Raw genomic sequence first — 14,172 nt, forward strand, 5'->3', positions numbered from 1 at the left:
CTAACATGCCATTTTGGATTGAAGTGCTTGTAAGCGTGTTCCTGATCATCGGTAGTCTGTTCGCCCTGATTGGTGCGATCGGACTCTACCGGCTGCCGGATTTCTACACGCGTCTGCACGGCCCAACCAAGGCGACGACGCTCGGTGTAGGCGGCATCGTCATTGCATCGATGATCTTCTTCAGTACCCGAAACGGCGGTCTGAGCCTACACGAGCTGCTGATCACGCTATTCCTCTTCCTCACGGCGCCGGTCAGTGCGCACATACTCGCCAAGGCCGCCATGCAACAAAAGCTGCCAGCTGTCGAGCAGACGCAGGGCAAACCCTGGGATTGAGCCCCTGCCCGCTGCGTTGGCGCGCAACGGGCAGGACTAGGCGTCAGATGAGGATGCTGCTCGGTGAGGGCAGCTGCTCATTCTCCTGTTGCAGTTCCTTGACCAGCGCCTGTTGCAGGCGCAGGCAGAATTGCGGATCGGAAAGCGGCTGATTGTGAGCATCGGTCACGAAGAAGACGTCTTCTACTCGCTCGCCGAGCGTCGCGATCTTCGCGTTCTGTACCGATAGGTCGAAGTCCAGAAAGAGCTGCCCTACGCGGGCCAGTAGCCCAGGCCGATCCGGTGCAATGATCTCCAGAATGGTCTGTGGTCGCTGGGTATCGTTGTGAATCGTGACCTGTGGCGGGAACGCAAAGTGTTTGAGCTGCCGAGGTACGCGGCGCTGGATGATATTCAAGTAGTCATCCGGATTGCGCAGTGCGGTAATTAGGCCTCTGCGAATCTCCTCTATACGTTCGGGGTTATTGCCGATAGGGCTGCCATCGACGTCCAGCACAATATAGGTGTCCAGGGTGAACTGGCTGCTGGATGTAAGAATGCGCGCGTCATGAATGTTTAGATTGAGCTGATCCATGGCGGCCACCGTTACCGCAAAGAAATCGTGCTGGTCTGGCGCGTAGATGAATATCTGGGTGCCGCCCTCGAATTCCCGCTGTGTGGTTTCCTTGATCAGTACCAGCGGTCCGCCATTGGCCGGATGCTCGATGATCGCGTCGGTATGCCAGGCGACATCGGTCGCGGTATGCCGCAGAAAATAGTCGTCGCCCAGTTGCGCCCAGAGCTGCTCGGCATCGTCCGGATCGGTGCCGTGGCGGACCAGATCATCGAGCGCGGCGCGTTGGGTCTGGCGGATCTGCTCCTCGCGTCCCAGGGGGTTTTCCAGTCCGCGTTTCAACGCCCGCTTGGTTTCGGTGTATAGCTGCCGCAACAGGCTCGCGCGCCAGGAATTCCACAGTGTCGGGTTGGTGGCGTTGATGTCGGCGACCGTGAGTACGTAGAGGTAGTCCAGATGAGTTTCGTCGCCAACCAGTTGGGCGAAATCGTTTATCACTTGTGGGTCGGATAGATCCTTGCGCTGGGCAGTGGTGGACATGACTAAATGGTTTTCCACAAGCCAGACCACCAGTCGAGTGTCCCAGGCCGGCAACTTGTGTCGGCTACAGAATTGCTCGGCATCGACCGCGCCCAGCTCTGAATGGTCGCCACCACGCCCTTTGGCGATGTCGTGATAGAGCCCGGCGATGTAAATCAGCTCGGGCTTGGGCAGCTTTTCCACCAGCTTGCTGGCCAGCGGGTACTTCTCGGCAACGCCTGGTTTAGTCAGTTTGCGCAGGTACTTGATGACGTTCAGGGTGTGCGCATCGACGGTGTAGATGTGGAAGAGGTCGTGCTGCATCTGGCCTACGATATGGCCGAACTCTGGAAGATAGCGACCGAGGATGCCGTAGCGGTTCATTCGCCGCAGGTTGCGGTGGATGCCTTCCTTGCACTTGAACAGCTCGATAAACAGGCTGGTGTTGCGCAGGTCCTGGCGGAAGGCGTCGTCGATCAGATAGCGATGGTCGCGTAGCAGGCGGATCGTGTCGGATCGCACACCCTGGATGTCGGGGTGTTGGGCAAGCAGTACGAAGGTTTCCAGGATGGCGAACGGAGTGCGCTTGAATATCGCCGGGCTGGTGACCTCCAGATAACCATCTCGTATTTGGAATCGACTGTTAAGCGGTACGGTAGGCCCGGATTCGCCTTCCCAGAGGATGACCTCGGCGAAATGCTGGCCAACGAGGTCGCTGAGCTCGGCAATGCTCATGACTACTCGGTAGTACTTCTGCATGAAACGTTCGATGGCCAACTTGGCATCGTTATCTTCATAGCCCAGCATCGCAGCGAGGCTGCGCTGATGGTCGAACAGCAGTCGATCCTCGGCGCGCCCGGCGAGCATATGCAGGCCATAGCGTACTTTCCAGATGAACTCCTGCGAGGCAGTCAGCAGGCTGTGTTCCCCTTCGGTGAGGAAACCCTGATCGACCATCGCTTGCAGATTCAGCGTGCCGAACTCCCGCCGTGCAATCCACAGAATGGTCTGGATGTCGCGCAGTCCCCCAGGAGAGCCCTTCACGTTAGGCTCCAGGTTGTACTCGGTGTTGTTGTACTTGGCGTGCCTGGCGCGCTGTTCGTTGCGCTTAGCCAGGAAAAACTCTTTGCTAGGCCACATTTCCTGCGCACTGGTGACCCGCAGCATGGCCTGGCGTAGGTGTTCAGGGCCGGCAATGGTCCTGCTTTCCATGAGATTGGTAATGACCGTCAGGTCGGCGCGCGCTTCTTCGGCGCATTCCGCCACCGACCGCACCGCCTGGCCGACTTCCAGTCCGATATCCCAGAGCAGGGTGAGGAAGCCTTCAATCGCGTCGCGGAAGATTTCCTGGTCGCTTTCATCGAGCAGGATCAACAGGTCGATGTCGGAGTAAGGGTGCAGTTCACCTCGACCATAGCCTCCCACGGCGACCAGAGCGATATCGGCACCTTTGTCCCAGTCGAAGCGATCCCAGGCCGAGCGCAGAATCTGATCGACGAACCAGGCTCGATCCTGAATCAATTGCCGAATGCTCCGGCCGCTCTTGAAGCGCTCGTCCAGCACCTGTCGCGCCTGGCGTATGGCCTTCTTGTATGCGGCGATGGGGCTGGCCTTGAGTGCCAGCTCCGCTTGAAACTGGCTGCGATCAAACAGCTCCGGGTCAACCTGGGGCATGCGAACGTCCTCCCATGGTGCTGCGGCTGGGGAATCTCAGGCAGAAGTGCGGGCGATGGTGTCGTCGCTACGCAGCGTGAATATCTCGTAACCATCTGCGGTAACCAGAATGGTGTGCTCCCACTGGGCAGAAAGCTTGCGGTCCTTGGTGATCGCGGTCCAGCCGTCACCCAGCAGGCGGGTTTCCGAGCGCCCCTGGTTGATCATTGGTTCAATGGTGAAGGTCATACCTTCCTTGAGTTCCATGCCGGTGCCGGCGCGTCCGTAATGCAGAACTTGCGGCTCTTCGTGGAAGACCTTGCCGATGCCGTGGCCACAGTATTCACGCACTACGGAAAAACCATTCTTTTCGGCGTGCTTCTGGATTGCTTCGCCGATGTCGCCAAGACGGGTTCCCGGACGAACCAGTTCGATGCCTTTATATAGGCATTCCTGGGTGACCTGGCAGAGCCGCTCGGCCCATTCAGGTGTTTTACCCACCATGAACATCTTGCTTGTGTCGCCGTGATAGCCGTCCTTGATCACCGTGATGTCGATGTTGAGGATATCGCCATCCTTCAGGGGCTTGTCGTTAGGGATGCCGTGGCAGACGACGTGGTTGATCGAGGTGCAGATCGACTTGGGGAAACCCTTGTAATTGAGCGGTGCGGGGATCGCCTGCTGAACATTGACGATATGGTCGTGGCAGAGGCGATTGAGTTCTTCGGTAGTGACTCCCGGTTTGACGTGCTCACCGATCATCTCGAGTACCTCGGCGGCGAGGCGCCCGGCGACACGCATCTTTTCGATATCTTCGGGCGTCTTGATCGTAACTGTCATGCAAACCTCTTTATGCGCCCACAGGCGAAGGCAAGAACGGAAAGGGGCGATGATAAACCAAAGCACCTACTGCCTACAGGTCAGGGGCCTGGGTGAGTCTGGAGCGCACCGCTGTGGTTGCTCAAATCAGTAGCCTCTCGATGGTCGTTGTGCTATAAAACGCGCCGCTCAACGGGTAGACCCGTTGTGCTTAACCCCACACACGTGTCGACACGGTATCCTGGGTGCTCGCAAGAGTTGGATATCGGGACGCGTGGAGGCCTAACCCGACTTATTCGAGGACTTAACATGTCTCAAGTCACTATGCGCGATATGCTGAAGGCCGGTGTGCACTTCGGCCACCAGACCCGTTACTGGAACCCGAAAATGGATAAGTACATTTTCGGCGCGCGTAACAAGATCCATATCATCAACTTGGAAAAAACCCTGCCGATGTTCAACGACGCCCTGCGTTTCGTTGAAAAGCTGGCTGCAGGCAAGAACAAGATTCTGTTCGTCGGCACCAAGCGTTCCGCTGGCAAGATCGTTCGCGAAGAAGCTGCTCGTTGCGGCTCGCCGTATGTCGATCATCGCTGGTTGGGCGGCATGCTGACCAACTACAAAACCATTCGCGCCTCGATCAAGCGTCTGCGTGAGCTGGAAGTGCAGTCTCAGGACGGCACTTTCGACAAGCTGACCAAGAAAGAAGCGCTGATGCGCACCCGTGATCTGGAAAAACTGGATCGCAGCCTGGGTGGTATCAAGGATATGGGCGGCCTGCCGGACGCCATGTTCGTAGTCGACGTCGATCACGAGCGCATCGCCATCTCCGAAGCCAACAAGCTGGGTATCCCGGTTATCGGTATCGTCGATACCAACAGCAGCCCGGAAGGTGTCGATTACATCATTCCCGGTAATGATGACGCCATCCGTGCCGTGCAACTCTATCTCGGCTCCATGGCTGATGCTGTTCTGCGCGGTCGCCAGAATGGCGCAGGTGGCGCTGACGAGTTCGTCGAGGAAGTAGCTTCCGAAGCGGCTCAGGGCTGAGTGCGGCGCACTGCAGCGTGACACCCGATGAACAAAAAGGGGGCTAGGCCCCCTTTTTGTCTCTTGCGAATTGATCACCCGCGTCTTGGGTGAGTGGTTTAGAAACCAAATCGAGAGGATTCCCAACATGGCAGAAATCACTGCAGCCTTGGTCAAAGAACTGCGCGAGCGCACCGGTCAGGGCATGATGGAATGCAAGAAGGCTCTGGTTGCCGCTGAAGGCGACATCGAGAAGGCCATCGACGACATGCGTGCTTCCGGCGCCATCAAGGCTGCCAAGAAGTCAGGCAACATCGCTGCCGAAGGCTCGATCGCCGTTCGCGTCGAAGGTGGCCGTGGTCTGATCATCGAAGTCAACTCGCAGACCGACTTCCTGGCTCTGCAGGATGATTTCAAAGCCTTCGTCAAGGAAAGCCTGGACGAAGCTTTCGAGCAGAAGCTGAATGACGTCGCTCCGCTGGTCGCTTCTCGCGAATCCGCTCGCGAGGCGCTGGTCGCCAAGTGCGGCGAGAACGTGAACATCCGTCGCCTTACCGCTGTGGAAGGCGAAGTTGTCGGTGCATATCTGCACGGTCATCGCATTGGCGTCCTGGTCACCCTCAAGGGTGGTGATGCCGAGCTGGCCAAGGATATCGCGATGCACGTGGCAGCCAGCAATCCGGCCGTTCTGAGCCCGACCGATGTTTCCGAAGAGCTGATCGCCAAGGAAAAGGAAATTTTCTTGCAGCTCAACGCTGACAAGATCTCCGGCAAGCCGGAGAACATTGTTGAGAACATGGTAAAAGGCCGCATCAACAAGTTCCTCGCCGAGGCGAGCTTGGTCGAGCAGGCTTTCGTCAAGAACCCTGAGGTCAAGGTTGGCGAACTGGCCAAGAAAGCTGGTGCCGAGATCGTTTCCTTCGTTCGCTACGAAGTGGGCGAGGGCATCGAGAAGGCTGAGGTCGACTTCGCTGCTGAAGTTGCTGCCCAGGTAGCTGCGACCAAGAAGTAATGCCATTTCGGTGGTTGTGATAAGAGGCTGCCCGCTCACGCGCGCGGCCTCTTTGTCGAATTGGGCAGCGGAATAGTTTTTTTGTCACGATATAGTCACGGCTTGGCACAAAGCCGCGCTTGCGCTGTCAAAGCGCAGATATTTTTAGTCTGATCCGATCAGGCTCCAGTCACAGTACGCCGCAGGAGATAACACGCCAATGGCTCAGCAGATGAGTGCACGCAATCCTCGCTATAAACGCATTCTGCTCAAATTAAGCGGCGAAGCCCTGATGGGCTCCGAAGATTTCGGCATCGATCCCAAGGTTCTCGATCGCATGGCTTTGGAAGTCGGCCAATTGGTTGGCATCGGCGTCGAGGTCGGTCTGGTTATTGGTGGCGGTAATCTATTCCGTGGCGCTGCACTTTCGGCAGCAGGTATGGATCGGGTGACCGGCGACCATATGGGCATGCTGGCCACGGTGATGAACTCGCTGGCGATGCGCGACGCGCTAGAGCGCTCGAATATCCCGGCGCTGGTGATGTCGGCCATCTCCATGGTTGGTGTCACTGACCATTACGATCGTCGCAAAGCTATGCGTCATCTCAAGACTGGCGAAGTGGTCATCTTTTCAGCCGGCACCGGCAACCCGTTCTTCACCACCGATTCGGCTGCCTGCCTGCGTGCAATCGAAATTCAGGCCGATGTCGTGCTCAAGGCCACCAAGGTTGACGGCGTTTATACCGCGGATCCGTTCAAGGACCCCAATGCAGAAAAATTCGCCGAGCTTACGTATGACGAAGTGCTCGATCGCAAGCTTGGTGTGATGGATCTGACAGCCATCTGCCTGTGTCGCGATCATAAAATGCCGCTTCGGGTTTTCAACATGAACAAGCCCGGTGCCCTGCTCAATATCGTGCTGGGCGGCGCCGAAGGAACACTGATCGAGGAATCGAACGAATGATCAACGAGATCAAGCAAGACGCGCAGGAGCGCATGAAGAAAACTCTGGAATCGCTGGACCATGCCTTCGCCAAGATTCGTACTGGTCGGGCGCATCCCAGCATTCTCGACAGCGTGATGGTCTCGTACTACGGTGTCGACACACCGCTGCGTCAGGTGGCCAACGTGATCGCCGAAGACTCCCGCACCCTAGCGCTGACCGTCTTCGACAAGGGCATGATCCAGGCGGTTGAGAAGGCGATCATGACTTCGGACCTGGGCCTGAATCCGGCCACCGCAGGCACCACCATTCGTGTGCCGATGCCCGCTTTGACCGAGGAAACTCGTAAGGGCTACACGAAGCAGGCTCGCGCTGAAGCCGAGAATGCCCGCGTTGCCGTTCGTAACATCCGTCGTGATGCGATTGCGCAGCTGAAGGATCTGGTCAAGGAAAAGGAAATCAGCGAGGACGAGGAACGTCGTGGTCAGGATGACGTCCAGAAGCTAACCGACAAGCACGTTGCCGAGATCGACAAGGCTCTCGAAGCCAAAGAAGGCGACCTGATGGCCGTATAAGGCCGGCATCGAATCGTAGTCGCGTCCTTGGGCCGGTGAAAGCTGGCCCTTGGCGCGACGGCACGAGATGCCATCGAGCTGTTGCTTGCAGCTTTTTCTTTTGGTTCGCAGCGTGTTTTAGCGCAAGTAGAGTTGTTCATGGAAAAGGTCAGGCAGTTCGCCGGGCGGAACGTACCCCGTCATGTGGCGATCATCATGGATGGCAACAACCGCTGGGCGAAGAGGCGTTTGCTGCCCGGTGTGGCCGGACACAAGGCTGGGGTTGACGCGGTTAGAGCCGTGATTGAGGTCTGTGCCGATTCCGGTGTCGAGGTGCTGACGCTCTTCGCGTTCTCCAGTGAGAACTGGCAGCGGCCTGCGGACGAGGTTGGAGCGCTGATGGAGCTATTTCTCTCTGCGCTACGGCGTGAGGCACGCAAGCTAGATGAAAATGGCATCCGGTTGCGCATCATCGGCGACCGCTCGCGCTTTCATCCCGAGTTGCAGGCGGCAATGCTGGAAGTCGAGGAAATGACTGCTGCAAACCATCGCTTCGTGCTCCAGGTTGCGGCCAACTATGGTGGCCAATGGGACATTCTTCAGGCTGCTCAGCATCTGGCCTCTGAGGCTCAGGCGGGGCGTCTCAATCCTGCCGAGATTACGCCCGCCCTGTTCCAGAGCTATCTGGCGACGGGGGACATGCCGTTACCGGACCTGTGTATCCGCACCGGCGGTGAGCGGCGTATCAGTAATTTTCTGCTCTGGCAGCTTGCTTACGCAGAATTGTATTTCTCTGACCTGTATTGGCCGGATTTCAAGCAAGTCGCCATGCGCAAGGCGCTGGCCGACTTCGCGACGCGCCAGCGGCGGTTTGGCAAGACTGGCGAGCAGGTTGAAAACGAGGTAAAGGCCGAATGCTGAAGCAGCGAATCATCACCGCGGCGATCCTTCTGCCTGTCGCGATTATTGGGTTTTTCCTCCTTCACGGTCTCGCCTTCGCAATCTTCATCGGTCTGGTCGTATCGCTAGGTGCCTGGGAATGGGCGCGCCTGGCTGGTTTTGACAGTCAGCCGGCGCGAGTCGGTTACGCAGTGCTGGTCGTGGTGCTGCTTGGCGTGCTTTATCAGCTTCCGGTGTTGGCTCCATGGCTGTTGGCGCTTGCCGTGCTCTGGTGGCTCGTTGCGACCTACCTCGTGTTGACCTATCCGCAGAGCAGTCAGCTTTGGGGTGGCTCGCTCGGCAGTCTGGTGATTGGCTTGCTGATCCTGCTTCCCTCATGGCAATCCCTGATTGTCCTCAAGCAATGGGAGCTGGGCAATTGGTTGATTCTGGCGGTGATGATCCTGGTTTGGGCTGCAGATATCGGCGCGTATTTCTCGGGCAAGGCCTTCGGCAAGCGTAAGCTCGCGCCGCAGGTGAGTCCTGGTAAGAGCTGGGAGGGCCTGTTCGGTGGCCTTCTGACCAGTCTGCTGATTACCCTCGCTGTAGGGGTCTACCGCGGCTGGTCGGCTAGGGAGCTGATTCTCGGGCTCCTGGGGGCCGCGGTTGTGGTTCTGATCTCGGTGATCGGCGATCTCACTGAAAGCATGTTCAAGCGCAGTTCGGGCATCAAGGACAGCAGCCAGCTGCTGCCTGGGCATGGCGGTGTGATGGACCGCATCGACAGCCTTACCGCGGCTATTCCCGTCTTTGCGGTGCTGTTGTGGCTTGCAGGTTGGGGCGCATTGTGACCCGACCCTTGCAGATAACCGTACTGGGTGCGACCGGCTCGATTGGGTTAAGCACCCTGGATGTCGTTTCCCGTCATCCGGAACGCTATAGCGTTTTTGCCTTGACCGGCTTTAGTCGCCTTGCCGAACTGCGGACGCTCTGCGTCCAGCATCGACCGCGCTACGCCGTCGTAAGCGATGAGACGCAGTCGCTGGTCCTGCAGGACCAATTGCAGCGCGACGGCCTGGCCACTCGGGTGCTGAGTGGGGAGGGGGGGCTAAGCGAAGTGGCGGCTCACCCTGAGGTTGATGTGGTGATGGCGGCCATCGTCGGCGCTGCCGGGCTGAAACCTACCCTTGCTGCAGTGCGGTCCGACAAGCGTGTACTCCTGGCGAACAAAGAGGCGTTGGTAATGTCTGGCGCCTTGTTCATGCAGGCGCTGCGTGACAGTGCTGCAGTGCTGTTGCCAATCGATAGCGAACACAACGCGATTTTTCAGTGTTTGCCACCCAACTATTCCCGGGGGTTGGCTGCGGTTGGCGTGCGTCGAGTGTTGCTCACCGCGTCCGGCGGACCGTTTCGCGATCTGGCCCCCGAGTTTTTAGCGGATGTCACGCCTGAACAGGCTTGTGCTCATCCAAATTGGTCCATGGGTCGAAAGATTTCCGTGGATTCAGCGAGCATGATGAACAAGGGGCTTGAGCTCATCGAAGCTTGTTGGCTGTTCGACGCGCGCCCCCATCAGGTGGAGGTGGTAATTCACCCGCAAAGTGTCATCCACTCCATGGTGGATTATGTGGATGGCTCAGTGCTTGCCCAGCTCGGCAATCCCGACATGCGCACACCCATCGCTCATGCGCTGGCGTGGCCTGAACGCATCGACTCCGGTGTTTCGGCACTGGATCTGCTGCAGATCGGACGGCTGGATTTCCAGGCGCCCGATGACCTGCGTTTCCCTTGCCTGCGGCTTGCTCGACTGGCGGCGGAGAACGGAGGGACGGCACCGGCGATGCTAAACGCCGCGAACGAGGTGGCGGTCGATGCGTTTCTCAATCGGCGCATCCGCTTTACCGAGATCGCGAGTATCATCGACGACGTATTGAACCGTGAGGCATCGGTTCCAACCGATTGTCTCGAAGATGTGTTGGCGGCGGACAGGCAGGCACGAGAAATTGCCGGGGCCTGGCTTAGCCGTAACGGGCGATAGGGTTTGCTGGTCGCGAGGCTTGCAGCGAAACGTCAACAGACCCACCCCCGGAGGAAATTATGAGCGCGCTCTACATGATCATCGGTACCCTCGTTGCGCTCGGGGTGCTGGTTACCTTCCATGAATTTGGTCATTTCTGGGTCGCGCGACGCTGCGGTGTGAAAGTGCTGCGCTTCTCCGTCGGGTTCGGCACTCCATTGGTACGCTGGCATGACCGTCAGGGGACCGAGTTCGTCGTCGCCGCTATCCCGCTAGGCGGATACGTCAAGATGCTTGACGAGCGAGAGGGTGACGTTCCGCCCGCGCTACTGGAAAGCGCCTTCAATCGAAAGACTGTTCGCCAACGTTTCGCCATTGTCGCTGCCGGTCCTCTGGCCAATTTTCTGTTGGCTCTGGTTTTCTTCTGGCTTATCGCGATGCTTGGGAGCGAGCAGATTCGTCCCGTGGTTGGTGCGGTCGAGCCCGGCAGTCTTGCCGCGCAGGCTGGGCTGGTGGTCGATCAGGAGATCGTCGCAGTCAATGGAAAGCCCGTCAGTGGTTGGTCCGAAGTCAATCTCCAGTTGGTGCGTCGGTTGGGCGAAAGCGGGCAATTGGATCTGACGGTGCGTGACCTCGGCAGTTCTGGTGAAAGGCAACTACAGATTCCGTTGCAGAGCTGGCTCAAGGGCGTGGAGGAGCCTGATCCAATCTCATCGCTTGGCATCAGGCCATGGCGTCCGCAGATAGACCCGGTAATCGCTCAGCTGGATCCCGAAGGGCCTGCGCAAGCGGCAGGAATACTGCTCGGTGACCGCTTGCTCGGTCTGGATCAAAACCCACTGAACGATTGGCAGCAGGTGATCGATACGGTCAAGGAGCTACCCGATGAGCGGGTTACCTTGCAGATCGAGCGAGACGGTCAGCGCCTAGATGTGCCCCTCACGCTCGCGGCGCGCGGTGAGGGTGACGCGCGGCGTGGCTATCTGGGCGCGGGCGTCGAAGCCGGCGCGTGGCCGGCGGAGATGCTGCGCGAGGTTAGCTTCGGGCCAATCGAGGCGGTGGTCGAAGGGGCAAAGCGCACCTGGACCATGAGCCTGCTGACCCTCGACTCGCTAAAGAAAATGCTCTTCGGGGAGCTCTCGGTAAAAAACTTGAGCGGCCCGATAACCATTGCTAAAGTGGCGGGCGCTTCTGCCCAGTCTGGCCTGGGGGATTTCCTCAATTTCCTTGCCTATCTGAGCATTAGTCTGGGGGTTCTCAATCTATTACCTATCCCGGTGCTCGACGGTGGGCATCTGCTCTTCTATCTCGTCGAGTGGGTTCGCGGGCGTCCTCTGTCGGAGCGGGTGCAGGGATGGGGAGTACAGATCGGCATCAGCTTGGTGGTAGGGGTGATGCTGCTTGCGCTGGTCAATGATATTGGCCGTCTGTAATGCCGAATCCGTAGTGTCGCCGTGCCGAATTGCCGGTTCATTTATCAGGTTTGAATAAGAAAGGACTTCATGAAACGTCTGCTGCTACCTGCGGTTATTTCCGCATTGATGATTGCCGAAGTTCACGCTGAGTCCTTCACTATCTCCGATATCCGGGTCAACGGCCTGCAGCGGGTTTCCGCCGGCAGCGTATTCGGCGCGCTACCTCTGAACGTTGGCGAGCCTGCCGATGACACTCGTCTGGTCGATGCCACTCGTGCGCTCTTCCGTACCGGCTTTTTTCAAGACATACAGCTCGGCCGCGATGGCGACGTGCTGGTCATCAGCGTAGTCGAGCGCCCGTCCATTTCCGGTATCGAGATCGAGGGCAACAAGGCGATCAAGACCGAAGACTTGCTATCGGGCTTGCAGCAGTCTGGCCTGGCTGAAGGGGAAATCTTCCAGCAAGCCACGCTCGAAGGCGTACGCAACGAGCTCCAGCGCCAGTACGTGGCTCAAGGTCGCTACTCCGCCACCATCGAAACCGAAGTCGTTGCGCAGCCGCGTAACCGGGTGGCATTGAAGATCAAGATCAATGAAGGCTCGGTTGCCGCCATCAAGCACGTCAACGTCGTAGGCAATTCGGTGTTCCCGGATGAAGATCTGGTCGACCTGTTCGAGCTGAAAACCACCAACTGGCTTTCCTTCTTCCGTAATGACGACAAATACGCGCGCGAAAAACTGTCCGGGGACCTGGAGCGTCTGCGCTCCTATTACCTGGATCGCGGCTATATCAACATGGATATCACCTCGACCCAGGTATCCATTACACCGGACAAGAAGCACGTCTACGTCACGGTGAACATCGACGAAGGTGAGCGCTATACCGTTCGCGACGTCAAGCTTAGTGGCGATCTCAAAGTTCCACAGGAAGAGATCGAAGCGCTGCTGCTGGCCAAGGAAGGACAGGTATTCTCGCGTAAGGTCATGACATCCACATCCGAGCTGATCACCCGCAGGCTTGGTAACGAAGGCTATACCTTCGCCAACGTCAACGGCGTTCCGGAAGCCCACGACGAAGACAACACGGTGTCCATTACCTTCGTTGTCGATCCTGGTAAGCGTGCCTACGTCAATCGCGTGAATTTCCGCGGCAACACCAAGACCGAAGACGAAGTGCTGCGTCGTGAGATGCGCCAGATGGAAGGTGGTTGGGCGTCGACCTACCTGATCGACCAGTCGAAAACCCGCCTCGAGCGCCTCGGCTTCTTCAAGGAAGTGAACGTAGAAACGCCCCAGGTGCCTGGTACCGATGATCAGATCGACGTCAACTACAGCGTAGAAGAGCAGCCTTCCGGTTCGATCATGGCCAGCATCGGCTTTGCGCAAAACGCAGGTCTGATTCTTGGTGGCTCGATCAGCCAGAACAACTTCCTTGGCACCGGTAATCGCGTTTCGCTGGGCCTGACCCGCAGTGAATACCAGTCGCGTTACAACTTCGGCTTCGTGGACCCCTACTGGACCGAAGATGGTGTGAGCCTCGGCTACAACGCCTTCTATCGCACCACTGACTACGATGAACTGGATTACGACGTCTCCAGCTACTCGGTGGACAGTTTGGGTGGCGGGGTCAACATTGGCTATCCGATCAGTGAGACATCTCGTCTGTCGTTCGGCCTGACCGTCCAACAGGATGATCTGGATACCGGCCGCTATACCGTAGACGAGATCTTTGACTTCATGGAGGAGGAGGGCGACAGCTTCCTCAACTTCAAGGCGTCGGTGGGCTGGTCGGAGTCGACTCTCAACCGTGGCGTACTGGCGACGCGTGGTCATTCCCAGAGCCTGGTCTTCGAGACCACCATTCCGGGTAGTGACCTGTCGTTCTACAAGCTCGATTACAACGGCCAGCTATTCGTGCCTGTGAGCAAGGATTACACCCTGCGCATGCACACGCGCCTCGGTTACGGCGATGCCTATGGTTCGACTTCGAGGCTGCCGTTCTATGAAAATTATTATGCGGGTGGCTTCAACTCCGTGCGTGGCTTCGAGGACAGCAGCCTAGGTCCACGCAGCACCCCGAGTGACGGTACTCGGCCGGGAACCATTGCCGACCCGGATCAGGATCCGTTGCCCTTCGGCGGTAACGTGCTGATCCAGGGTGGTCTGGAAGTGCTATTCCCGATGCCGTTCGTCAAGGATCAGCGGTCGCTGCGTACCTCCGTGTTCTGGGATGTTGGTAATGTGTTCGATACCAATTGTCCGTCGGGCGCGGCTAATTGTAGCGATATTGATTTCGGTGACATGGCCAGTTCGGTCGGCGTTGGCTTGACCTGGATCACCGCGATGGGCCCGCTGAGCTTCAGCCTGGCGATGCCGGTAGTCAAACCGGACGATGCCGATACTCAGGTATTCCAGTTCTCGCTGGGACAAACGTTCTAACATTGCGGCGTTATGCTTCAGTGTTT

At 58.0% G+C, this 14,172-nt stretch carries 12 protein-coding genes; 10 read left to right on the forward strand and 2 right to left on the reverse strand.

Features of this window, described 5'->3' with window-relative positions:
• The first annotated feature begins 5 nt into the window (after nt 1-5).
• On the forward strand, nt 6-335 hold the full coding sequence (locus CXK91_RS14175) for a Na+/H+ antiporter subunit G (RefSeq protein ID WP_003285752.1): 330 nt from the start codon (nt 6-8) through the stop codon (nt 333-335).
• Nucleotides 336-378: 43 nt separating this feature from the next.
• On the opposite strand, the gene CXK91_RS14180 is transcribed toward CXK91_RS14175, so the two are convergent.
• Nucleotides 379-3,081 (reverse strand): [protein-PII] uridylyltransferase, encoded by a 2,703-nt coding sequence (locus tag CXK91_RS14180; protein ID WP_103456763.1) that lies wholly within the window; start codon nt 3,079-3,081, stop codon nt 379-381.
• 36 nt (nt 3,082-3,117) lie between these two features.
• Nucleotides 3,118-3,900 carry a type I methionyl aminopeptidase gene (map, locus tag CXK91_RS14185; protein WP_103456764.1) on the reverse strand — a complete coding sequence of 261 codons (783 nt, stop codon included), beginning with the start codon at nt 3,898-3,900 and terminating at the stop codon, nt 3,118-3,120.
• A gap of 288 nt (nt 3,901-4,188) precedes the next feature.
• On the opposite strand from map, the gene rpsB reads away from it, so the two are divergent.
• The 9 genes from rpsB (at nt 4,189) to bamA (ending at nt 14,146) form a co-directional block, all read left to right on the forward strand.
• Nucleotides 4,189-4,929 (forward strand): 30S ribosomal protein S2, encoded by a 741-nt coding sequence (gene rpsB, locus CXK91_RS14190; RefSeq protein WP_038661667.1) that lies wholly within the window; start codon nt 4,189-4,191, stop codon nt 4,927-4,929.
• Nucleotides 4,930-5,056: 127 nt separating this feature from the next.
• Nucleotides 5,057-5,920 carry a translation elongation factor Ts gene (gene tsf / locus CXK91_RS14195; RefSeq protein ID WP_103456765.1) on the forward strand — a complete coding sequence of 288 codons (864 nt, stop codon included), beginning with the start codon at nt 5,057-5,059 and terminating at the stop codon, nt 5,918-5,920.
• Between the two features lie 199 nt (nt 5,921-6,119).
• Entirely contained in the window at nt 6,120-6,863 is a 744-nt protein-coding gene (gene pyrH / locus CXK91_RS14200) for a UMP kinase (RefSeq protein WP_103456766.1), read from the forward strand.
• The gene (gene frr / locus CXK91_RS14205; RefSeq protein ID WP_003285760.1) at nt 6,860-7,417 is read left to right on the forward strand and encodes a ribosome recycling factor; all 558 of its coding nucleotides are present in this window, start codon (nt 6,860-6,862) and stop codon (nt 7,415-7,417) included. The genes pyrH and frr overlap by 4 nt, the downstream gene beginning before the upstream one ends.
• A gap of 138 nt (nt 7,418-7,555) precedes the next feature.
• On the forward strand, nt 7,556-8,317 hold the full coding sequence (gene uppS / locus CXK91_RS14210; RefSeq protein WP_103456767.1) for a polyprenyl diphosphate synthase: 762 nt from the start codon (nt 7,556-7,558) through the stop codon (nt 8,315-8,317).
• A complete protein-coding gene (locus CXK91_RS14215; RefSeq protein ID WP_103456768.1) occupies nt 8,311-9,126 on the forward strand; it encodes a phosphatidate cytidylyltransferase in 816 nt (271 codons plus the stop codon). The genes uppS and CXK91_RS14215 overlap by 7 nt, the downstream gene beginning before the upstream one ends.
• Nucleotides 9,123-10,313, forward strand: a complete 1,191-nt coding sequence (ispC, locus tag CXK91_RS14220) for a 1-deoxy-D-xylulose-5-phosphate reductoisomerase (RefSeq protein ID WP_181003959.1) — start codon at nt 9,123-9,125, stop codon at nt 10,311-10,313. The genes CXK91_RS14215 and ispC overlap by 4 nt, the downstream gene beginning before the upstream one ends.
• A 59-nt stretch (nt 10,314-10,372) precedes the next feature.
• On the forward strand, nt 10,373-11,725 hold the full coding sequence (gene rseP, locus CXK91_RS14225) for an RIP metalloprotease RseP (protein WP_103456770.1): 1,353 nt from the start codon (nt 10,373-10,375) through the stop codon (nt 11,723-11,725).
• Nucleotides 11,726-11,794: 69 nt separating this feature from the next.
• Nucleotides 11,795-14,146 carry an outer membrane protein assembly factor BamA gene (gene bamA / locus CXK91_RS14230; RefSeq protein ID WP_103456771.1) on the forward strand — a complete coding sequence of 784 codons (2,352 nt, stop codon included), beginning with the start codon at nt 11,795-11,797 and terminating at the stop codon, nt 14,144-14,146.
• Nucleotides 14,147-14,172: the final 26 nt, after the last annotated feature.

The sequence above is a fragment of the Stutzerimonas stutzeri genome (genome assembly GCF_002909485.1).
GTDB lineage: Bacteria > Pseudomonadota > Gammaproteobacteria > Pseudomonadales > Pseudomonadaceae > Stutzerimonas > Stutzerimonas stutzeri_AH.

Coding starts and splice junctions, on each gene's coding strand:
- CXK91_RS14175 (WP_003285752.1), top strand. CDS start 6: ATGCCATTTTGGATTGAAGTGCTTGTAAGCGTGTTCCTGATCATCGGT.
- CXK91_RS14180 (WP_103456763.1), bottom strand. CDS start 3,081: ATGCCCCAGGTTGACCCGGAGCTGTTTGATCGCAGCCAGTTTCAAGCG.
- map (WP_103456764.1), bottom strand. CDS start 3,900: ATGACAGTTACGATCAAGACGCCCGAAGATATCGAAAAGATGCGTGTC.
- rpsB (WP_038661667.1), top strand. CDS start 4,189: ATGTCTCAAGTCACTATGCGCGATATGCTGAAGGCCGGTGTGCACTTC.
- tsf (WP_103456765.1), top strand. CDS start 5,057: ATGGCAGAAATCACTGCAGCCTTGGTCAAAGAACTGCGCGAGCGCACC.
- pyrH (WP_103456766.1), top strand. CDS start 6,120: ATGGCTCAGCAGATGAGTGCACGCAATCCTCGCTATAAACGCATTCTG.
- frr (WP_003285760.1), top strand. CDS start 6,860: ATGATCAACGAGATCAAGCAAGACGCGCAGGAGCGCATGAAGAAAACT.
- uppS (WP_103456767.1), top strand. CDS start 7,556: ATGGAAAAGGTCAGGCAGTTCGCCGGGCGGAACGTACCCCGTCATGTG.
- CXK91_RS14215 (WP_103456768.1), top strand. CDS start 8,311: ATGCTGAAGCAGCGAATCATCACCGCGGCGATCCTTCTGCCTGTCGCG.
- rseP (WP_103456770.1), top strand. CDS start 10,373: ATGAGCGCGCTCTACATGATCATCGGTACCCTCGTTGCGCTCGGGGTG.
- bamA (WP_103456771.1), top strand. CDS start 11,795: ATGAAACGTCTGCTGCTACCTGCGGTTATTTCCGCATTGATGATTGCC.